Origin of the sequence: Pseudoalteromonas sp. SS15 (assembly GCF_049257195.1) — a bacterium.
Lineage (GTDB): Bacteria > Pseudomonadota > Gammaproteobacteria > Enterobacterales > Alteromonadaceae > Pseudoalteromonas.
The window spans coordinates 1-20,546 of record NZ_JBMMUD010000006.1 but is presented as its reverse complement, the minus strand read 5'-3'; the positions used below and the strand labels follow the sequence as shown (position 1 = coordinate 20,546).

Below are 20,546 nucleotides of genomic sequence, written 5' to 3'. Positions count from 1 at the left end.
CCTCATATGGTTATAAATCACAAAAGGCCGCATAAGCGGCCTTAAATTTTTTATAAACTTACAATGACCAATTTAAAGTCAATGCATAGTTACGAGGTGCACCATAGAAGCCTTGTGCCCAATACAGTGAGTTAATGTACTTCTCATCAAATACATTATTCGCATTGAAGGTCAGGTTAACTTGCTCGTTGATGTCGTAGCTTGCCATAAAATTCACAATCGCATAGGCGTCTTGCTTAGTGACAACTAAAGGTTGAGGGCTTTGTATACGGCTGATCTCATCTTGCCAACGCATATTCATACCAAAACTTAACCCTTCAATGGCTTCAACGTCATGCTTAACAGCAAGCTTAAATACTTGCTTTGGTGTGTAGTCTTTTACTAGTTGTGCTTCAACATTGCCGGCATTAAACGTATCAGACACATCAATATCTGTATTGGTATAACCTAGATTAGCACTGAAGCCATAACCAAGCTCACCACTTAGCTCGATTTCATACCCTTTCGATTGAATACCTGGTGCTGCTTTGTGAACTGTTTTATCTGGTGTCGAGTTTGCCACATCTGCAACAGCAATGTTCACTTGCTCTGCGTTGAATAACGCAACATTTAGCATAAATCTGGCGTCAAATAGCTCGGCTTTTACACCCAACTCTTGAGTGTCGCCTTCAATTGGTGCTAACTGTAAACCATTAATGTCTTTTTCAGTTTGTGGCGCAAATGTTTCGCTGTGAGAAGAATACACATTAATATCGTCATTCACTGAATAAACTAGACCAACATGGCCCGTTGTATCGCTCTCTTCACGACCTTTATCATTGCCATATGATAAACCTTGTGTTTCCCAGTTTGTGTATCTAAGACCACCAAGTAGCTTTAAATCATCAGTGAGAGAAAAACGCGCAGATACATACTGAGAACTTTGTTCACTATGCACATCAGAGCCAGGGGCAGCTGGGTTTACATCAACCAAAGTTGGCACCGGTACAACACCATCCCACTCATTCATGTTAGGCATTGGCGGGAAGCCATTACCGGTTTGATAATCATATAAAGAGCGATCAAAGTAATACATATCAGCTTCGCTAGCACCAAAAGCTACGAGATGCTCTTGACCAAATAACTCAAAGCTACCACGCGCATACACATCAAATAAATTAACTCGGTCGCGTAGTTGATAATCGCTGGCATAACCAGTTAGACCTAAGCCTGTTTCTGAGTCTGGCGTGCCATAAACATAAAATAAATTGGAGTGTTGCTCGTTTTGCGTATGTGCATAGCGTGCAATGACACTCCACTCGCCACCAATATATTGCTCAAGCTCTACAAATGCTTGTTTTGAGGTGTTGTTCCAATAAGCCCAATCTGCTGCTGTTGAAGTAGAAACATCATAGTTTGTCGGCTGACCTTTGTTATCAAATAACGCTAATGCGCCCCAAAGCGGGCTGTCAGCATCATTACTCTGATAGGTTAAACTGGTTGTTAAAGTCGTTGTGTCTGTTAATGCAAATTCAGTAATGCCGTAAAATACTTCACGATCTACCGCATAACGGTCTAGGTAAGAGTCACGCTTTTGCTTAACAACAACAGCGCGGCTAGAAACCATATCATTAAAGCTACCAGACACATCAGCTTCAACACGTTTATTTGACCAAGAGCCTGCAGTTACTGACACATCAGCACGCAAATCGGCTGTTGGGCGTTTACGAATAAAGTTAACTGTGGCTGACGGGTTACCTGCACCTGTCATCATGCCGTTTGCACCCATCACAACTTCAATTCGCTGATAAATCGCTGTATCTAGCGTGCCCTGAAGAGAGCCTCGCTCTTGCGGTAAACCTAAGCCATCTACCTGAAAGTTAAGAATATCGAAGCCACGTGCTTTGTAATAAGTGCGGTCTGTTTCTATCTTCTCAACAGAGACACCCGGTGTCGTTTCTAGTACTTGATTCACATCATCTAATGAAAAGTCGTCCATCAGCGCACGCGTCACAACACGCACAGATTGCGGCGTTTCTTTAATCGAAATACCGAGCTTTGTGGCTGTTTCTGCTTCAACTGCCAGATAGTTACTGTGCTTGTCACCTAATACTTGAATTTTCTCAATGTCTTTTTTGCCATCATCCGCAAAAGCATGACCAGAAAGAATTGCCGAAGTAGCAACGAATAGAGCGCTTAACTTAAATACACGACTTGTCATAAGAGAGCCTAAATTGGTTATTATTGAATCGCGACGCAATATAATGCAAATGAGATTGATTTGCAAAATCAATTGCAAAAATAAAAACTATTTCTGCTATGAATAAGCAAGTAGTGAAATGAAAAAAGACAATTGATATAGTAATCAGCTACCTAGAGTAGCTATACCCAAACCACCTCAAGATACGAGGTTCAGCGAGAATTGATTGGCTGTCAGACAAGGCATCGATTTGAAGGTCTAGTGGTTCTAAATCGAAAATTGATAACGCAGTATGAAAGCCAATCAAACTCGCCCAAGGGAGCGTGCTTTCAGTCCTATTTCATCGTCAAAGAACTTGGAAAGGACTCGTCATTACGCTGCGTCCTTTTCCTTGAACTAGAACAGAAGGCAGCGCTCTGAATCATGCATCTTGAGGAAGTTTGGGTATATATCCATTCATAAAGTGTGGTTTACTCTGTAGACATAACTGAAATAAAGCGCCTAAACGCTTTTATTGCTAAAAACACATTATCTAAGGAAGAGAATGAGTAGGCTGATCGTTTTTAATTTTGATGGCACAGGTAATGAGCCTGAAGATGCAAAACAATATGATGAACAAAAAGATGCCAGCATCAGTAATATCTTAAAGCTGCACTTTTTAATGGGTGGTAACCTACACCGAGATGGCGAGTATTATGGCCTGTCAAATCGCAACAACATCGAACATTGCTTTTACTATCAAGGGGTAGGTACGTATGGCGGCTGGTTTAACCGCTTTATTAATCAGGGCTTAGCGTTTAATTCATGGGATGTGTCAGATATTCTAAACAAAGCGAGAAAAGACTTTTTAAACCACTACCGAACGGGTGACACCGTATTAATCACTGGGTTCTCTCGCGGCGCTGCTTTAGCAAGGCGATTTGTCTCTTTGATTGAGCATGCTATTTACAATGACGACACGCCTCCTTTCATTTTTTTATGTGTATTCGATACCGTTGCGAGCATTGGTCTACCCGATTTAAGCACTCGCAAACGCCCTAAATTCTCAGTCGTTTTTGAGCATGGTCGCACTATTTCAAACCTAGTCAAACACGCCACTCATTTAGTCAGCCTTGATGAAAAGCGTAAAGCCTTTCAGCCAACCTTGATGAACCATGATCCAAATAGGATCACAGAAATTTGGTTTGCGGGTGCTCATTCAGATGTTGGTGGCGGATATAAAATGGATGGCCTCGCTGATGTGGCACTTGGTTATGCCATGAATTGGCTCAAACATATGCAGCAGTCGCATGGCTTACCCCGCTTTACTTTAGACATCACGGATAGCGATTGCCTCAAACGAGCTTGCCCCGACGTACTTCAAGGTACCATCAGTCACGACGATTTATCTCTATCTCCTAATGCGTTAGGCCTTAACCATCAACAAACTCGCACTTTTTTTATTGATTGGCTTACTTTAGATGACAGAGTTTGTTGTGTGATGAAAGACAATAAAATCGACCCTAGCTTAACGCCTGTGGTGCACCACAGTGTCGCCAAAAGGGTTAACTTAGATAACAATTACCAACCAAATTCACTTGAGCAAACCGAACACCATTTATGGCATGACTTTACTCTACCTTTGCAGACATTTTCATGTGTCACTGAACACTGTGAACAGAAAGAGCAAGATTATGCTGAATTAGATGAGCACTAAATTTTGCACAAAGTGGTCAGATGAGTTATAAAAATGCTTAGTGCGTTAGGGAGTATCTTAATGAAAATCCATCAAATAGAAGGTTATATACAAACAATTTATCTTGTTGAATATCAAGATAAACTCATGCTACTTGATGGTTGCTGTCGTGCAGATCATGACATTGTACTGAGCTTTATAACGCAAACACTCAATCGTGCCATTGGCGATTTAAAAATCATTCTCGTGACCCATATGCACCCTGATCATGCCGGTGGCGCACATAAACTTGCTAAAACCACAGGGGCAAAAATTGCTGCATGTAATGCACCGGGGCACTGGTATCGCGGCCTAGATGGCATTTTAATGCATTGGACTGATATGTTACTCGCGCTTTATGTTGCAGGTCGAAAAGGTAAGAAAAAGCAAAACCTGTTATACCCAAGAAAGTTGCGAGCCGACCATTTTCTCGCAGACGGCATGACCATTCCGGGGTTTGATGACTGGCAAATCATGCACATTCCTGGTCACACCGACCGCGACATTGCCGCTTATCATATTCCATCAGAGCGTGTTTATGTGGCTGATTTAATGGTTAAAGTTAAAGGTAAATTAATACCGCCATTTCCACTGTTTTATCCGCGACGTTACCGCAACTCGTTACTGGCCATTAAATTACTTCAGCCTAAGTCTGTTATTTTGGCTCATGATGGCGAGTTAGACTTTGCTGATATAGACTTCGACAGTTTGATAGAGTCAGCGCCCACCACCCCAATGACGCATTGGCGCTCAGTAAAATATAAGTTTAAGAAAGCACTTAACATCAATTAGCACTGGGTTTAAACGATTCGGATTTTTCGACATACATTCTGGCAGTTTGGATATATCTGCTAGTTTGTTCACTGGTTAAGCTATCAGCAACTTGAACACTTGGAGCAAATCTGATGGCTTTATTCACTTCTTTCAAAACAGCAATAGCCGTGGTTTTAATCGGTATTTCATCCATCGCCCATGCAGGTCACGATACTGAAACAGATCAAAATGGCGTTATTTTAGCGGGTCACGATGTAATTGGTTACTTCACAGAAGGTAAACCTGTTCTTGGTAGCGCAAAGTTTACCGCCGTATATAACGACGCAATTTACCGTTTCGCATCAGCTGAAAATAGAGACTTATTTAATAAGAACCCAGCTAAGTACGCCCCTCAATATGGCGGCTTCTGCGCTTACGGTATGACATTTGGTAAAAAATTCGACATCGACGGTAAGGCATTTGAAGTCGTAGACGGCAAGCTATATGTAAACAAAAACTTAGACGTTTACAAAGCTTGGGCTGAAAACGTTCCTAAGCACATTCTTGAAGCCAATTCAGAATGGCCCGAGGTAGAAGAGGTCGACCCTAACAAACTTTAACCGCTAGGCGGCTAAGTTTGTTTGTCAGGCTAGTCTCAGGGAACTTAGCCTGACCTTTTTTGTATTAACTGCTAAGTCTATTTTAACTTACCTTGCTTGATTTCATTTAAGAGTACAAAGCTAAATACCATAATTGGCAAGTTTGTGGTCACTGGATTAAAAGCTTCAATTAACAATTGCGGTTGAAGCATAGCAACCGAAAGTAATAAAAAAGCCAATGCGAGTATATTTAAGATATTCATGAGCTTAGTTTTATAAAAAACGAAAAATAGCAAACCAAATATCACTTCGCCAATACCCGCCGCCTTAGTTATTAAATAAGAAATATCATCTGAAAAACCTATGCTGCCCGTCATGAGCTGTTCGAGTGGCGCAACATGCACAAGCTTTGGAAAAATACCGTGATACAACCACACAAAAGTAATCATATAACGGGCCATTTGAACTGTTGTCATGTTATATCCTATTAGACTCACTTCTTACCGCCCCCGGTGCTTCACCTTGGTGTTGTTTAAATGCTTTACGAAAAGCCGCTTCTGATTCATAACCACTGAGCTGTGCTATGTCGGCAACACTTTTCTCAGTATTCACAAGCAAACGATATGCCTCAACCATTCGCCATTTAACTAAATACTTCATCGGGCTTAAGCCAACCAGACTTGTAAACTTGTCAGAAAAGTTCGAGCGACTCATCAGCGCTTCGTCGGCCAATGATTGTAATTGCCAATTATGCTGTGGGTTTTGGTGAATGGCATTCAATGCTTTGCCAATTCGCGTATCAAACATCGCAGCTAATAGCCCTGAATTTAATACATTTGTTTCAACTTGTTGTCGTAAAACTTCAATAAAAAGCAGATAAGCCAATTGATCAACCACGGTATAGCATCCTATCCTGGCCTGCTTTAACTCGTTGATCATCATTTCAATCAGCCTGCGAGTTTTAGCATCATCAGCATTTGTACTTGCTTGAAGATGGATCACATCGGGCATTGCATCTAATAGCGGGTTCATCTGAGCATGCTTAAATTCAAAAAAGCCACAGACCATATTGGTTACTGCGCCATCATTACTCATTGGGGCGTTTATTAATTGCTCATCAGGCTTATCTGCAGAGTTGGCAATGATATGTTGATGATCGTGCGGAAAAATCACCAAGTCCCATTTCTTTAGTTGCTTAACCTCACCATTAATATGCAACCAAGCCTCACCATCACCAATTAAATGAAATGGAATACGACGACTGCCTGATGTATCAACGGCCCACGTGCCACAAAAATCGCCGTTTACATACACCTCAGCGTTAAGTGACAAGCGCTTCAACAGCACACTCAAAGGATCGGGGTCATTTAAGTATATATTTGGACTTTCGGACATGATTTTCGAATATTAAGACATAGTGCAATGAATGGGCTCTATTTAAACTTGCTTGTACAAATTAAGCAAACCGGATCTGAATATGGCCAACATCACATTGTTTCACAAAGACTACTGCCCTTATTGCAAAGCAGCCAAAGCGTTACTAGCCAAATTAAACTGGCAATACAAAGAAATTGAAGTATCAGATGACCAAGATGCATTTAACAATATGGTTGAGCTGAGCGGCGGGCGAAGAACCGTGCCGCAGATATTCATTAATGACCAGCACATAGGTGGATTTGAGGACTTTCAAGCTTATGTGAAAAAGCTCGGCAAACTAAAACGTGCTTAAAATCATGGGCGAACTCTGACTCGCCCGTTTTTTATTGGTCGCGTTATTAAAGATTTAATTACTCACTTTTCGTTGAAGCCAGTGAGTAAACATATGCCTCAACTTGCTCGCCGCTTTCAAGGGTTGCATTCACAATAACGCGTTCGTATTGTTCACCCTCAAACTCATCAAGTATGGCCCAGTATTCTTTCAAGGCATGAGAACAGAATAGCAGACCTGAGACTTCACTAGCTGCATCATCTAGTTAAATTGCAGGGAAACCGAGTTCAGCTCGCCACCCTGCTTGATGCAGCTCTCCCTTGACAGTCGCAGGCAACCACTCACCTTCAACTTCCTGCAAAATATGCTCATTTGGCTTGCCCGGCGCGAGCGTCCCATATACAAATAACCTTTCCACTTTATCATCCCGTTTTTTATAAGAGTTAAAACATATAAGAAAGGTGATTTACAGAACAGCTTTTTATCCGGTTTCTCACAAAAATTAATACTGCCAAATCGGTACACTTTTCTGATACAGTGCTGATAAATAAAAATAATGAATCTCAGGACACGCTATGGAAGCAAACATCTTAATAGGCATTATTGCAGTCGTGGCATTGCTAATTACAGCTTTCAAATTTAAATCAAAACAATTAGCTAAAAGAAAAGCCCACATAAAAAACTTTAAGGTACCCGCAAAGGTTTTGCAGACGGTTAAAAGCCGCTACCCGCATCTGTCTGACGAACAGTTAAAAACAGTAGAAAGGGGCTTGAGAGAATGGTTCCATGTAAACTTATTAGCCAAAGGTAAGCCCGTTTCAATGCCTTCGCAGGTTGTTGATGTGGCATGGCATGAACTCATTTTGTTTACCAAGTTCTATCAGGACATTTGCCAAAAGGCGTTTGGCCGTTTTTTACACCACCATCCAGCCGAAGCCATGTCTTCTCCCAAATCAGCTCAACAAGGCATAAAGACCGCTTGGAAACTAACATGTGCGAAAGAAAGAATTTCTCCTCTAAAACCGACCCGATTACCGCTTTTATTTGCAATAGATGCCTTGCTTGATATCGAAGATGGTTTTAAGTATCAACTTAATTGCCAAGGGGTCGGTAAAGAGGGTTATTGTGCAACACATATAGGTTGCTCTGCTTCATGTGGCTCAAGCGGTGCTGCCGACGGAGGTGGTGATTCTGGAAGTTGCTCTGGGGGTGGCTGCGGTGGGGGTAGTTAATAAAAGCTGCTAAAAATTAACTAAGCAATGCGAGTTTAAAATTAATTACCTTTTGCCCCCTAAAATTAGGAACGCTCATCTCTGCCAAAAAGAGCGCTGAGCCCCCACCCTCTTAAATATGGGATACTTTGTAAAGCCTAAACTGTGAGCTAAGAACAAAACTTGAATCTACTTTTTCGTTGACCGATATTTTTACTTAAATTGAAGAGTGAACTAGATTTAATAAGCGTCGTTTTAGTTTTATTCACACGGAAGAAAATGAAAAAAATAAATCTTAATTTCATGTTAGTGATACTCCTTACTGTTTTGGTGAATGTGTCTTTGATCGTTTTTACGATATTACAAATTAACAGTACAGATGCCTTACAGGAAAGCTGGGATGGCAAAGCCACCATTAAAGTTGTTAACGCCATTGAACTGGCTGAGCTGGAAAGAAATTTTGGCTATGTCGGCTTTATTCACCATTTTAAAAACTATGTTATTCGCAGAGATCCCCATTATTTTCAACAAGCAGAAAGACGTTACGTTAAAAGTAAATCTTCTTTGGCTCAATTAAAGAATACTTTAAATGACACAGGCGCAGATCAACATATAGCCGCGATCCTTGAAACCCTTGAGCTTTATTATCAAAAGCTACTCTATGCCCGAGACAATCAACACTTGGATATTGCACAGCTTGATGAACGGGTAAAAGTCGATGACAGTCGCGCTCAAGCCGCACTTGAAACTTTGCGACTCGCAGTCCTACCCAAGTTAAAAACACTTAAAACTCAAACCGCACAAGAAACAAAACAAATTAATCAACGTAACATTATTCTGCTCACCATATTATTGCCTTCACTCCTGATCTCGAGCCTATTTACTCTGAAATTTCTTAGAAAAGAATATCGCTCTTCAAGACAACTTAATACAATTTTAAACCTCTCTCCCGATGGCATCTTATACATCAACGAGCAAGGTAAGATTATTCGCAGCAATGAATCTGCTTCAACTATTTTGGGTTATACCTCTGACGAGCTCTGTAAAATGACCGTAGAGCAGCTAGTGCCTGAACAATTTAAACAAGCACACCTGAGTGAAAGAGCCAAATTTATGTCTAAACCACAATCTTTGAATATGGAACAAAGACATACAAACCTATTATGTAAAACCAAAGACAGAGGTGAAATCGAAGTTGCCGTTTCTTTGGCCAATAAGTTAATAGGCAAGCAGTTTCATACTGTCTGTGTCATAAAAGACATAACCGTGCACAAACAACTCACTATTGAAGCCACAACAGATCACCTAACCGGCTTACTCAACAGAAGAGCCTTTGACAGCGCTCTAGAAGTTGAATTACAGCAATGCGAACATAGAAAACAGCCACTGTCATTAATCTTAATCGACCTTGATAACTTCAAATTAATTAATGACGAATATGGTCACGAAATGGGTGATAAAGCACTCGTATTTTTAGCCAATTTTTTAAAGAGCCATTCAAGACAATATGATCATATTGTACGTTGGGGCGGGGATGAGTTTATATTGATATGCCCTAACTTAGGCCCTAAAGATTCGCTGCAATTTGCGCAAAGATTGCGTAAGCAATTCTTTAATGACGAATCAAAGTGGCCAGAACATCAAACGTTGAGCATCGGTATCCATACGTCACTGGCAGATGAAAACTTATCGCCAAAACGCTTATTAACCGGAGCCGATAAAGCGCTGTTTTTAGCTAAAGAGCAAGGTAAGAACTGCGTCAAGCACTATAAAGATTCTCTGCAATCAGTTTATGTCCATCCAAGAGCGAATAATGATTAGCGGCAATAATTTATTTCCAACTAAGAAATTAAAATGACTGCTTTATGAAATTTAATTGAACAATTCTCTGTCTTTAACAGTACAAGTTAACTTCAACAAGACAGAGGACTGCTCATCATGATCAAGCACTTATATGTAATTAGTGCCGCCTTAGGAATGACTTTTTCAAATCAAGCTATCGCTTCTCCAAAATCCGTCTCTGCCAACGAGTTTATTCAATTATTCGAAAAGTTAAACGGTAAACACCCAGGTGTTCGCAAAGCTCACGCTTCAGGTGTATGTGCAGTCGGTGAGTTTCAGCCCAACACTCAGTCTGCGCTATTCAAAAATGCGCCACTGTTAAATAACGGCACTCTCCCAATAACCCTAAGATTCTCCATGGGTGGCGGTAACCCTATGGCTGACGAGCGCACAACTGGTACGCGTGGCATGGGCATGCAAATTAACCTGCCAGATGGCGCACGACATGTTTTTACGGGAAATAACTTCCCGGTATTTGCAGGAAAAGATCCCGAAACTTTCTTTGGTTTTTTATCAACCTTATTGCCCGATGAAAATGGCAAGCGCGATGCAAAGAAAACCCAAGAATACATCAAGAATAACCCGAGCGTGCAAGGCAATGTGGCATGGAATGCACAAGCCAAAACACCAGCCTCATATGCCAACACTGAGTTTTTTGGTCTACATACTTTCTTTTACAGTAATGCCGCTGAGCAAGTAAAATTCCGCTGGCAACTTACACCTGACTTAGGTATAAAAACACTATCAAAAGAGCAAGCCCAGCAGCTTAAGCCCGCTTTTTTAGCTGATAAGCTCGCCAATCAACTTAATCAAGGTACTGTATCTTTTACGCTTAATGCGGTGATTGGTGAAGCACAAGATGTGGTAAATGATCCGTCTGTTCAATGGCCAGCTGACAGAGCACAAGTCGCACTTGGTAAAGTGGTTCTTAAACAATCAGGCGGAGATGCTTGTACGCCAATCAACTTTGACCCCAATGTGATTTCTCAAGGCTTTTCAGCCAGTGACGACCCAGTATTAAAAATGCGTTCAATGGCTTATGCCATTTCATTTGGGAAACGTTTAAGCGGCCAGTAATCCCCTTTTGTTTGAGCCTGAAAAGCAGTGTGATGTTTTTCAGGGCTCATCAGCTAACACTCTGCAAATGATACCAATCGGTGACAACACAAAATCATTTGGAAATATTCATCTTTCGCCTTAATGACTCTGAGAACAACTTCGCCCCAAAACAAACACAAATAAAAATCCTTCTCATTTAAAATTTCATATGTATAATTGCGCGAGATAAAATAGTCGTCAGCTCGTTGTAATTATTAATGAAACTTTCAAACTTACTTGGCACAGTCAGACAGTGGCATTGGATCACATCCGCATTATGCCTTGTCGGTATGTTGTTATTTGCAGTAACGGGGATCACTCTGAACCATGCTGCAGATATAAAAGCCACGCCAGTGATAACCACACTAGAAGTCGAGCTGAGTGAAGGCATTAAACAGACACTTAACAATCGCGATAGCGGCCCACTTCCACAAGCCGTTAGACAATTTTTGATAAACGACCACAACATTACAACCCCAAAAACAGATGCCGAATGGGATGAGTACGAGGTGTATTTAGGTATGCCCAAACCTGGTGGCGATGCTTGGTTGAGTATCGAGCTTGATAGCGGGTTACTAGTGTATGAAAACACCGACCGCGGTGTGATCTCATATCTTAACGATTTGCACAAAGGCCGTAATACCAGCACAGCATGGCGCTGGTTTATCGACTTTTTTTCTGTGCTTTGCATTGTGTTTTCAATCAGTGGTTTTTGGTTACTTATTCGCTATGCAAATCAACGCCCTAGCACTTGGCCACTGGTCGTTGCTGGTGCAGTTTTCCCTGTCATTATTTTAATTCTCAGTGCGCATTAAGGAGCGTTTGATGAAACATTATATTGCCCCACTTTTACTTGTTGCGGTCTCGGCTCCGAGCTTTGCCAGTGAACTCAAAGTCTCTGTTGAGCTGCCTAGATTAGATGTTGCCGAATATCACAAGCCTTATGTCGCTGTGTGGATTGAAAATGACAGCAACAAAGTCGTCAGTAATCTAGCTGTGTGGTACGACCTTGATATGCGTAATAACGAGGGCGAAAAATGGCTTAAAGATATGCGTCAGTGGTGGCGTAGAACAGGCCGTAACCTTGACTTGCCTGTTGATGGCATGAGCGGCGCGACTCGCGGGCCAGGCACACACCAAATGCGTTTTTCTTTAGAGCAAGCCCAACTTCAAAGTCTTCCAGCAGGTAATTACCGCCTGCGTGTTGAAGCTGCACGAGAAGTGGGTGGTCGCGAACTCATTAATCTGCCTTTTACTTGGCCGCAGACTAAAGCAACCACATTTAAACAAGCCGGTAACTCTGAGCTCGGCGCTATTTCATTCACGATTAACCCATAGGAAATACCATGAAAGTAACCCTTCTTAAATCGCTATTATTAGCGGGCCTAGCTGCAAGCTGTTTTAACGTAAACGCCCACCGAGCTTGGATCGTACCGCAAGAAACACAGCTTTCGGGTGAAAACCGCTGGGTCAGTTTTGATGCTGCGGTATCGAATGACATCTTTTTATCTAACTACAATCCGGGTCGTTTCTCGGGCGTTAAAGTGCATGCACCTGATGGCACACCGACTGAGGTCGAGAATATGCACAAAGGCAAATACCGTCATGTGTTCGATTTAGCCTTAACCCAAGAAGGTACTTATAAAGTATTTACTGCAAGCAGTGGCCTATCTGCAAGATGGTATGAAGACGGTAAACGTAAATGGTACCCAGGTCGTGGCGAAGCCTTCTCTATGGAAGAGTTTAACAAACGCGTACCAAAAGATGCCGACAAGCTAACCGTTACCCAGTTTTCTCGTCGTATGGAAACCTTTGTAACTTTGGGTGCACCGACCGAAAAAACACTAAAAGCAACAAACAAAGGCTTAGAGCTCATTGCCATCACTCACCCGAATGAGCTTTATGCGGGCGAAGCAGCTAAGTTTAAGTTTTTAATTGACGGCAAGCCTGCGGTCGGCGCTGAAGTCGTTGCTATTCGTGAAGGTACTCGCTATCGCAATGCGCAAGAAGAGATCAGCGTAAAAGCAGATGAAAATGGGGTTGTAACGCTTAACTGGAATGGCGCAGGCCGTTACTTCTTCGAAGCAGAGTACCAAGATAATAAAGCGGCGGCTCCTGCGACTGTGCGTCGAGGTACATATGTTGCTGTGTTAGAAGTTTTACCTGACTAACCTGAGCTTTAGTTAACCAATATGCTAAACGCATCTCCCTTCATACAAGCCGGCCTGCTTTTGGTAGGCTATTTCGCCTTTACGCTGTTTTGCTATCGCAAAGTCATTGTTGCTAAATGGCAAAATCATAAAGAGCGCCGCGCAAAAATGCTCATTGCCTATGCAAGTGAAAGCGGCTCTGGTGAGCAGCTAGCCCGTGAATTACATGTAAAACTAAAAGATCAGGGCGACCCTGTACTGTGTATTTCGCTAAACCAAGTGACCGAGCAACAATTAAAACAAGCCGACACCCTATTAATTATCGCCAGCACTTATGGTGAAGGCGAAGCCCCTGATAATGGTAGGCATTTTCAGGGCAAATTAGACACATTTAAAAGCACACTTGCTCATCTAAATTACGCAGTACTTGCGCTTGGAGACAAAGCATATAGCCAATATTGTCAATTTGGCCTAGCGCTCAACCAAGCACTACAAAGCAAACACTGTAAACCCTTGTTTGCGCCAATTTTAGTCGACAAGCTTGATGAAAACAGTATTCATGAATGGTACTCACACTTATTAAACAAAGGTTTGCTAGCAGAAGCTGTGCCTCGTTCAACGCTGTCGTCTACTCAGCTACCTATTCAGCAGCTCAAACTTACTGGCCGTCAACAAGTAAATATCAATAGCCCCGGCGCCCCTTTATTTGAAATAAATCTCGCTGTGCCCAATGATTTAACATGGCAAGCCGGCGACATTGCGCGCTTACACATTAAAGATACCGTTCGCGAGTACAGTATTGCCAGTGTGCCACAAGAGCAAAGTTTAAAGCTGCTGGTACGAGAACAAAAACATCCAACAGGTGAGCTTGGTCTCGGCTCTGGTTGGCTATGCCATCAAGCAGATTTAGACAGTACGCAAGCATTCTCAATCAGGGCGAACCCTAAATTTAATCCATTAGACGAGCATAAAAAGCTCATCTTGATCGGAAATGGCAGCGGCTTAGCTGGGCTTAGAGGCCATTTAAAACATCGAGAACTAAAGCAACATCATGAAAACTGGCTGCTTTACGGTGAGCGTTGCGCAGAGCATGACTTACCTTGGCACTTAGAACTCACAGAGTGGTTTAATGCCAAGCACTTAACTGAAATCGATCTCGCTTTTTCTAGGCAGACCGCTGATAGCAACATAAAAGTAGGTCGATGTCATTCTGGCTATGTACAAGATGCCTTGTTAGCTCAACAGGCAAAGTTAAAAGACTGGATCAATAACGGAGCCGCGATTTTTATCTGTGGCAGCTTACAAGGTATGGCAAAAGACGTTGAAAGCATGTTAATTGATATATTGGGTCAACCCGTATTATCAAGATTAGAAAGACAAGAACTTTATCGCAAAGATGTGTATTAAGTAATTACCTACGCCATTACATACTATCAGCACAAAGAAAGCTTAGTATCTTACTTAAGCTTTCATAACACTAAAAACCCTTTTATTCACTTTAGATCATAAAGTTAAATAAGATCGTAACCATTGGATAACAACCCTACACGTGATAATGAAAACAATTATCAATTAGCTTTACTTTTCAAATTTAAGCCTTTACAGTACGCAAAAAATTTCATTAATAGCAATAAACTAGGCTCTCTCAAGATGAACACACCTTTTAAACTCTGCGCACTTTCTTCGCTTATTGCTGCGACATTAAGCACTTCTGCACTGGCTCAACAAGCACCTAAAGCTGAACAAGATGACATGGAACGCATCGTTGTGACTGCAACAGGTTTTGAGCAAAAAGTACCTGACGCACCAGCAAGTATTTCTGTAATTACCGCTGAAGACATTCAAGGTCAGTCTTACACAACTCTACTTGATGCTGTTAAGTATCAAGAGGGTGTCGATGTGGGGACTACGCGCGACAAAACAGGTCAAGGCAGTGTGAGCATGCGTGGTTTAACCGGTGAGTACACCCTATTGCTTATCGATGGTAAGCGCCAAAACAACCATGGTGACATTTATCCAAACAACTTTGGTGGCAACGCGTTTAATCACATTCCACCAAAAAGTGCCATTGAACGTATTGAAGTGATCAGAGGGCCAGCTTCTACGCTTTATGGCGCTGATGCTATGGGTGGTGTCATTAACATCATTACTAAAAAGTCGCTAAACGAATGGACTGGCAGCATTGATTTTGGCCGCAGCTTTCAAACTAATGATGAATTTGGTGACGACATCACCACTGATTTCAGTGTTTTCGGCCCGCTAATTGAAGGCCTAGTAAACTTCTCTGCACGCGGCAGCGTATACGAGCGTCAAGCATCTAACCCTGAGTTTGCGCCAGCTGTCGATGCTAATGGTAAAGTACACCACCGTGAACTTGGTTTTGGTAGCGGTGGTAAAACCGTTGATAACACCAACACACAATTAGGTGCCACATTCGTATTCACGCCAAACGAGCAAAACACCATTACCTTTGATTACGATGTATCAAATCAAGAGTACGACAACACACCTAATTACGATATTGAAACAGGCCGCATTACTTACCCGCTTGGCACCAAAGACAATATTGAATCTATCTGGCAAGACCGCAAAGGTGTCGTAAACCCACGTGCAGGTTACGCTGCTGATCAAGAGTTCGACAGAACTTGGTGGTCATTAACGCACAACGGCGAATTTGATGACTTCACCACATTTGTTTCTTTAGCTTATGTTGATACCGACAACAACGGCCGTACAATGCCGCTATCAGTTGCCGAGCGTAAGCAGTTACAAGCTATGTACGATGGGACAGGTGAGTATGCAAACCTAGACGACGCCGCGCGTAAAGCATTGGCTGAGCGTACTTTCTTACCGCGCCCTAAACGTACACTAAATAGCAACCAGTACACCCTAGATGCACGTGTTGATATTCCTGTAGACGATTTGGCGGGCGACCATGTATTTGTGATTGGCGGCCAACTGGTTGATGGCGAATTACAAGACGGTGTTTTCGGTATGGAATCAGGTGAGACACAAGGCTTACAATCGCACAAAATGACCGCCCTGTTCGTTGAAGATAACTGGCATATTGCTGATCCACTAACTGTTACTGTGGGTGTACGCCACGACAACCATGATGTATTTGGTAGCCAAACTTCACCGCGTCTTTACGGTGTTTACGAACTTGGTGAAGCCTGGACTGTAAAAGGCGGGATCAGCACAGGTTATAAAACCCCAAAAACGACTGACTTATACAACGGTATTACTGGTTTCGGCGGTCAAGGTACCTCACCGTTTGCAGGTAACCCAGATCTAAAACCTGAAACAAGTACCAACAACGAAATTGCCCTTTACTGGAATCACCCAAGTGAAGAGCACAACTTCAATATCACTTACTTCACAACAGAGTTTGAAGACAAAATTGCCCGTGGCGACCGCATCCAAAGCTGTACTGCGACCAGCAATGTTAAACCATGTGTAAACCTAGGCCAGTACGACGAATTAGGTTACAACAGCTACAGCCAAAAGATCAACATCGACAAAGTTGAGATCCAAGGTTTAGAAGTCGCAGGCCGTTATGCGTTTAACGATGCTGTGTCTTTATACGCAAACTACACATGGACTGACAGCGAGCAAAAGAGTGGCCCACAAGAAGGGCAACCGCTGACAAACACTGCTGAGCACATGGCAAACGCAACCCTTGATTGGCAAGTGACTGACGCATTCTCTGTCACTCTTAACGCAGAAGTACGTTCAGACCGTTACCGTGGTTGGGACAGCACGCTTGAAAAGCCGCTGTACTACAAAAACTATCAACTACTTCATTTGGGTGCGAAATACGACTTGAACGAAAACGTGACTGTGTTTGCCCGTATCAACAACTTACTAGACACTGACTTTACGTCTTACAGTGTTGATTACGCAGACCTTGACGGTGACGGCGAGTTCACTTACTCAAGCGGCCGTGGTGCTGTAAGCGAAGTGGTATTTACAGATAACTATAACGTTAAAGACAAAGCGAGAAACATCTGGGTAGGTGTGAACGTTAAGTTTTAATACCGTGCAAAATACATCTTGCGCAGCAAGATTACTTTTGCGTAAGGGGGAGGCGCGCCTTGAGGCTTGCGAGGGCGCGCAGCAAGACTAGCGCCGAGCGTGAGGCCTTGGATGGCCGAACCGGACCCAAGCTACAAGGACGTAATACAACACAAAACTTTTCTTACAAGGTTTAAAGTCTTAACCCAAGTCTTCAATTTAACCCTTTGTCGCGTTGGCGACTACAACCAAGGGGAGGCTGCCGCCGGTCTCCCCTTGGAACCCCACGGCGCCCTTCATCACACTAGATCCTTCAAACAATAAATTGATATGAACGTATACGCCATGAAGGTACGTCCATGTACAAGCATGGCTTGGCTCGCATCCATGCGAGCACATTACTCATCAATTCATTCTTTTCAGGGTGTGATAAAAGGGAAAGGGCGTTGTCTGTAAGCTTTAAGCCCACAATACAAATCCCTACTGTTTTTAAGAAACTGCACCCATATTTAACTCATTTTCCGAACTCCCCTCTTTCACCCAAAAAAGATGCAATCTGAACTTCAGCCACGTATATTTGTCGTTTAGATTTTTATTCGACACAGTAAAACAATGCGCAATTTAATATTTTCGGCTTTCGCGTTATCGGCGATGCTCTCGTCAAATGCTTTTGCACACACAGCCCCTATCAAACTTAACTTTCTCGACGAATACATAATCCCTGCAGAGCTAAGCGTTGATGGTGATAAAGTTGGTGGTTTATCGAGTATTGAGTTCGTTAACGGCAAGTACTTAATGATTGCTGATGATTCTAAAAAGCCGCGCTATTTTCAGGCAAAAATCAGTATCGAAGGTACTGAGGTAGAAAACACGAAAATCAGCAATATCTCGTTCGAAAAATCATTACCGCTAATGGGCCAAAAATCGAGCAAGCGTGTTGTCGACCCTGAAAGTTTAATTCCTGCCCCTAAGCAAAACAGCATCGTCTGGACCAGTGAAGGCAGTGTGAAATACAACAAGCCGCCTGCTATTTTTATGCAGTCACTCGCAGGTGACATAGACCAAACTCAAACCACTTTTACGCTGCCGAGCATGTTTAACATCGGCAAAAACACCGGTCCACGTCATAATGCAGTGTTTGAAGGCGTGACACTCGATATGTCGGGTAAAGGTATTTGGGTGTCGATGGAAGGCGCGCTAAAACAAGATGGTGAAGAAGCGACTTTAAAACACGGCAGCATGGTGCGTATTTCACACTTTGATTTTGCCAGCAAGCAAATGCAAAAACAGTTCGCCTATTATGTTGAACCACTGGTAGACCGCAAAGGCGCTAAACCCGATGCATTTCGTACCACAGGTTTAGTTGAGATCTTACAAATCAACGAACATCAATTTTTAACCATGGAACGCTCTTACACATCTGGGTTAAAAGACGGTGGCAATAATGTGAGTATTTACCTAATCGATACGCAAGATGCAACCGACACATCGAACATTGCTTCTTTAAAAAACCAGACGTTTAAAGCAGCGAAGAAAACCTTGGTATTAGATTTAGCCACGATTACCGACAAGTTAGGGTCGAAGCAAATTGATAACTTGGAGGGTTTAACGTTTGGCCCAACTTTAGCGAATGGTAATCGCAGTTTGCTGATGGTGGCGGATAATAATTTTAATGTGCATGGCCCGCAATTGAATCAGGTGTTGTTGTTTGAGGTTTCTGGCATGTAGGTCGGACTTTAGCACGACAGGTTTGAAATTTGCCTTCAATTTGATTCTTTGTCGCGTTGAACAAGAAACTTAAGACTTTCAAAGCGAGATTTAAAAACAAATAGTGCTTCTAAACTCTCACGGTAGCAGCGGCTTTACGCCGCGATTTACATTGCAAAATATACGTTGTGAGGCAACGTATATTTTGCACCTTAATTACATCTATAAACAACGACACATGATTTAGAATCACATTTAAAACCTTCAGACTCACAAGAACCACCACCATCATGGGTGTCTAAACCTAATTGATTAAACCAATCAATTAATGCTGTCACATTGCTTTGCGAAGTGTTGAAGTTCCTCGCCTGATATTTATCAGTGGGAATTAACTTTCCATCTGACGTTTTTGCTCTTTCTGTTGTTGTAACTTCAACTTCGAGCCCCTCAGAAAGGTGGTTTCTAAATGAAATATTTACTTCTATAGAGCTACCATCAGGAAATATTACTGTCGCTGCAGCTGTCGTCTTTAAGCTAGTTGACACACTTATAACAGCAGAGACCCCTACATTGAGATCTGCAGCCATTTGATTAAAAGCGGCTCTTAACTCTTGGATTGTAGCTAATATTGGTGACTGTTGGTTATTTACATAATCATCTATAAAGTTAGAAAATGATGAACCTGCATTGAGTGCTTCCGCTGAAGTCGCATATGGAGAGTCTTGATTTAAAACAATCTTATTAGACAAGTGGTTGTTCAAATCAGTCATATATCGTTTAGCTTCAATTAATGAGCTTTCTATTTGGCGCTCTAAAGGAGATTTCTCAACTTTAACGTCAATCCTAGGCGGGCTACCTGGAACTTTACTGCCAGAATGTCTAAAGACTGTTACTTTAAATTGCTCGAAATTTGCATTTTGAGTGTCAATTACATTTATCGTGTGTACACCTGGAGGAAGGAAATTAGCTCTGCTTTTAACTTTTTCAGTCATGATGCTTTGTGAACAGCCATCACAACCCATTAAATTATTTGCATAGGTAGGTAAAGCTAACAAAGTTAGAGTCAATATGATTAGTTTGTACATAATATTCCTTATATATGTTTAGAAAAACTGACAAAGAATATAGTACCTAAAAACAATAAACTCAAGGAATAAAAAATTGCAGGCGGGATGCATTTCTACGAGATAAACCTCGGCTACAGAACAACACTGCTAACTGAGCAAGCTTAATTCACAGAGTCAGGTCTTGCATTGTGCAAGTATAAACTGAGGACCAACAGGCAACGCCCTTCCCCCTTTTAGCTCGCCTGAAAATAAGCAATTGATGAGTAATGTCAACGCATGGATGCGCTGCAAGGCTGATTTCAAGCCTGTCGCGCTAGAGCACGACCTTGTATCTCTCCTTGATGAGTGTTTAGCTAGCACTTATCAATTCTGGAAGTCAGTGAGCTCGAGCACGACCTGAGCACTCAGATGCTGTTTTGTAGATTGAGCCCTGACTTCCTAACCTCCATTAAACTGAATGGTATCCTAGCGCCCCAAATTCGGGTGACGCTGTATGTACAAGGG

At 42.2% G+C, this 20,546-nt stretch carries 18 protein-coding genes and 1 pseudogene; 13 read left to right on the top strand and 6 right to left on the bottom strand.

Going from position 1 to position 20,546, the window contains the following annotated elements; all coding sequences use genetic code 11:
- Positions 1–58: 58 nt before the first annotated feature.
- On the bottom strand, positions 59–2,200 hold the full coding sequence (locus tag AAEU28_RS13245; protein ID WP_421964556.1) for a TonB-dependent siderophore receptor: 2,142 nt from the start codon (positions 2,198–2,200) through the stop codon (positions 59–61).
- 523 nt (positions 2,201–2,723) lie between these two features.
- Between AAEU28_RS13245 and AAEU28_RS13240 the strand changes: the two genes are divergently transcribed.
- The 3 genes from AAEU28_RS13240 to AAEU28_RS13230 all read left to right on the top strand — a co-directional run bounded on the left by AAEU28_RS13240 (position 2,724) and on the right by AAEU28_RS13230 (position 5,266).
- Complete coding sequence (locus AAEU28_RS13240) at positions 2,724–3,875, top strand: phospholipase effector Tle1 domain-containing protein (RefSeq protein WP_421964555.1); 1,152 nt, start codon at positions 2,724–2,726, stop codon at positions 3,873–3,875.
- 60 nt (positions 3,876–3,935) lie between these two features.
- The gene (locus AAEU28_RS13235) at positions 3,936–4,685 is read left to right on the top strand and encodes an MBL fold metallo-hydrolase (RefSeq protein ID WP_421964554.1); all 750 of its coding nucleotides are present in this window, start codon (positions 3,936–3,938) and stop codon (positions 4,683–4,685) included.
- A 110-nt stretch (positions 4,686–4,795) separates the two neighbouring features.
- Positions 4,796–5,266 carry a YHS domain-containing (seleno)protein gene (locus AAEU28_RS13230; RefSeq protein ID WP_421964837.1) on the top strand — a complete coding sequence of 157 codons (471 nt, stop codon included), beginning with the start codon at positions 4,796–4,798 and terminating at the stop codon, positions 5,264–5,266.
- 77 nt (positions 5,267–5,343) lie between these two features.
- Here the strand turns inward: AAEU28_RS13230 and AAEU28_RS13225 are convergent, their stop codons facing one another.
- A complete protein-coding gene (locus AAEU28_RS13225) occupies positions 5,344–5,721 on the bottom strand; it encodes a DoxX-like family protein (protein WP_421964553.1) in 378 nt (125 codons plus the stop codon).
- 1 nt (position 5,722) lies between these two features.
- A complete protein-coding gene (locus AAEU28_RS13220) occupies positions 5,723–6,640 on the bottom strand; it encodes an AraC family transcriptional regulator (protein ID WP_421964552.1) in 918 nt (305 codons plus the stop codon).
- Positions 6,641–6,722: 82 nt separating this feature from the next.
- Between AAEU28_RS13220 and grxC the strand changes: the two genes are divergently transcribed.
- Positions 6,723–6,974 carry a glutaredoxin 3 gene (gene grxC, locus AAEU28_RS13215; protein ID WP_421964551.1) on the top strand — a complete coding sequence of 84 codons (252 nt, stop codon included), beginning with the start codon at positions 6,723–6,725 and terminating at the stop codon, positions 6,972–6,974.
- Between the two features lie 58 nt (positions 6,975–7,032).
- On the opposite strand, the pseudogene AAEU28_RS13210 reads toward grxC, so the two are convergent.
- Positions 7,033–7,194, bottom strand: a pseudogene (locus AAEU28_RS13210) (gamma-glutamylcyclotransferase family protein); the annotation flags it as partial.
- Between the two features lie 24 nt (positions 7,195–7,218).
- Complete coding sequence (locus AAEU28_RS13205; protein WP_421964550.1) at positions 7,219–7,371, bottom strand: hypothetical protein; 153 nt, start codon at positions 7,369–7,371, stop codon at positions 7,219–7,221.
- A 157-nt stretch (positions 7,372–7,528) separates the two neighbouring features.
- Here AAEU28_RS13205 and AAEU28_RS13200 point away from each other — a divergent pair, with 157 nt between their 5' ends.
- The 9 genes from AAEU28_RS13200 to AAEU28_RS13160 all read left to right on the top strand — a co-directional run bounded on the left by AAEU28_RS13200 (position 7,529) and on the right by AAEU28_RS13160 (position 18,996).
- The gene (locus tag AAEU28_RS13200) at positions 7,529–8,185 is read left to right on the top strand and encodes a glycine-rich domain-containing protein (RefSeq protein ID WP_421964549.1); all 657 of its coding nucleotides are present in this window, start codon (positions 7,529–7,531) and stop codon (positions 8,183–8,185) included.
- A 258-nt stretch (positions 8,186–8,443) separates the two neighbouring features.
- Positions 8,444–9,985 (top strand): GGDEF domain-containing protein, encoded by a 1,542-nt coding sequence (locus tag AAEU28_RS13195; protein ID WP_421964548.1) that lies wholly within the window; start codon positions 8,444–8,446, stop codon positions 9,983–9,985.
- Between the two features lie 117 nt (positions 9,986–10,102).
- A complete protein-coding gene (locus tag AAEU28_RS13190; protein ID WP_421964547.1) occupies positions 10,103–11,083 on the top strand; it encodes a catalase family peroxidase in 981 nt (326 codons plus the stop codon).
- 239 nt (positions 11,084–11,322) lie between these two features.
- Entirely contained in the window at positions 11,323–11,919 is a 597-nt protein-coding gene (locus tag AAEU28_RS13185; protein ID WP_421964546.1) for a PepSY-associated TM helix domain-containing protein, read from the top strand.
- 10 nt (positions 11,920–11,929) lie between these two features.
- A complete protein-coding gene (locus AAEU28_RS13180) occupies positions 11,930–12,442 on the top strand; it encodes a DUF2271 domain-containing protein (protein ID WP_421964545.1) in 513 nt (170 codons plus the stop codon).
- Between the two features lie 8 nt (positions 12,443–12,450).
- Entirely contained in the window at positions 12,451–13,275 is an 825-nt protein-coding gene (locus tag AAEU28_RS13175) for a DUF4198 domain-containing protein (RefSeq protein WP_421964544.1), read from the top strand.
- A gap of 21 nt (positions 13,276–13,296) precedes the next feature.
- Positions 13,297–14,661 carry a sulfite reductase subunit alpha gene (locus tag AAEU28_RS13170; RefSeq protein ID WP_421964543.1) on the top strand — a complete coding sequence of 455 codons (1,365 nt, stop codon included), beginning with the start codon at positions 13,297–13,299 and terminating at the stop codon, positions 14,659–14,661.
- A 243-nt stretch (positions 14,662–14,904) separates the two neighbouring features.
- The gene (locus AAEU28_RS13165; RefSeq protein ID WP_421964542.1) at positions 14,905–17,289 is read left to right on the top strand and encodes a TonB-dependent receptor domain-containing protein; all 2,385 of its coding nucleotides are present in this window, start codon (positions 14,905–14,907) and stop codon (positions 17,287–17,289) included.
- 591 nt (positions 17,290–17,880) lie between these two features.
- A complete protein-coding gene (locus AAEU28_RS13160; RefSeq protein WP_421964541.1) occupies positions 17,881–18,996 on the top strand; it encodes an esterase-like activity of phytase family protein in 1,116 nt (371 codons plus the stop codon).
- 191 nt (positions 18,997–19,187) lie between these two features.
- On the opposite strand, the gene AAEU28_RS13155 is transcribed toward AAEU28_RS13160, so the two are convergent.
- Entirely contained in the window at positions 19,188–20,060 is an 873-nt protein-coding gene (locus AAEU28_RS13155; RefSeq protein ID WP_421964540.1) for a hypothetical protein, read from the bottom strand.
- Positions 20,061–20,546: the final 486 nt, after the last annotated feature.

Bases quoted from the DNA above. Each gene is read 5' to 3' on its own strand.
- AAEU28_RS13245 (WP_421964556.1), bottom strand. From the start codon at position 2,200: ATGACAAGTCGTGTATTTAAGTTAAGCGCTCTATTCGTTGCTACTTCG.
- AAEU28_RS13240 (WP_421964555.1), top strand. From the start codon at position 2,724: ATGAGTAGGCTGATCGTTTTTAATTTTGATGGCACAGGTAATGAGCCT.
- AAEU28_RS13235 (WP_421964554.1), top strand. From the start codon at position 3,936: ATGAAAATCCATCAAATAGAAGGTTATATACAAACAATTTATCTTGTT.
- AAEU28_RS13225 (WP_421964553.1), bottom strand. From the start codon at position 5,721: ATGACAACAGTTCAAATGGCCCGTTATATGATTACTTTTGTGTGGTTG.
- AAEU28_RS13220 (WP_421964552.1), bottom strand. From the start codon at position 6,640: ATGTCCGAAAGTCCAAATATATACTTAAATGACCCCGATCCTTTGAGT.
- grxC (WP_421964551.1), top strand. From the start codon at position 6,723: ATGGCCAACATCACATTGTTTCACAAAGACTACTGCCCTTATTGCAAA.
- AAEU28_RS13200 (WP_421964549.1), top strand. From the start codon at position 7,529: ATGGAAGCAAACATCTTAATAGGCATTATTGCAGTCGTGGCATTGCTA.
- AAEU28_RS13195 (WP_421964548.1), top strand. From the start codon at position 8,444: ATGAAAAAAATAAATCTTAATTTCATGTTAGTGATACTCCTTACTGTT.
- AAEU28_RS13190 (WP_421964547.1), top strand. From the start codon at position 10,103: ATGATCAAGCACTTATATGTAATTAGTGCCGCCTTAGGAATGACTTTT.
- AAEU28_RS13185 (WP_421964546.1), top strand. From the start codon at position 11,323: ATGAAACTTTCAAACTTACTTGGCACAGTCAGACAGTGGCATTGGATC.
- AAEU28_RS13180 (WP_421964545.1), top strand. From the start codon at position 11,930: ATGAAACATTATATTGCCCCACTTTTACTTGTTGCGGTCTCGGCTCCG.
- AAEU28_RS13175 (WP_421964544.1), top strand. From the start codon at position 12,451: ATGAAAGTAACCCTTCTTAAATCGCTATTATTAGCGGGCCTAGCTGCA.
- AAEU28_RS13170 (WP_421964543.1), top strand. From the start codon at position 13,297: ATGCTAAACGCATCTCCCTTCATACAAGCCGGCCTGCTTTTGGTAGGC.
- AAEU28_RS13165 (WP_421964542.1), top strand. From the start codon at position 14,905: ATGAACACACCTTTTAAACTCTGCGCACTTTCTTCGCTTATTGCTGCG.
- AAEU28_RS13160 (WP_421964541.1), top strand. From the start codon at position 17,881: ATGCGCAATTTAATATTTTCGGCTTTCGCGTTATCGGCGATGCTCTCG.
- AAEU28_RS13155 (WP_421964540.1), bottom strand. From the start codon at position 20,060: ATGTACAAACTAATCATATTGACTCTAACTTTGTTAGCTTTACCTACC.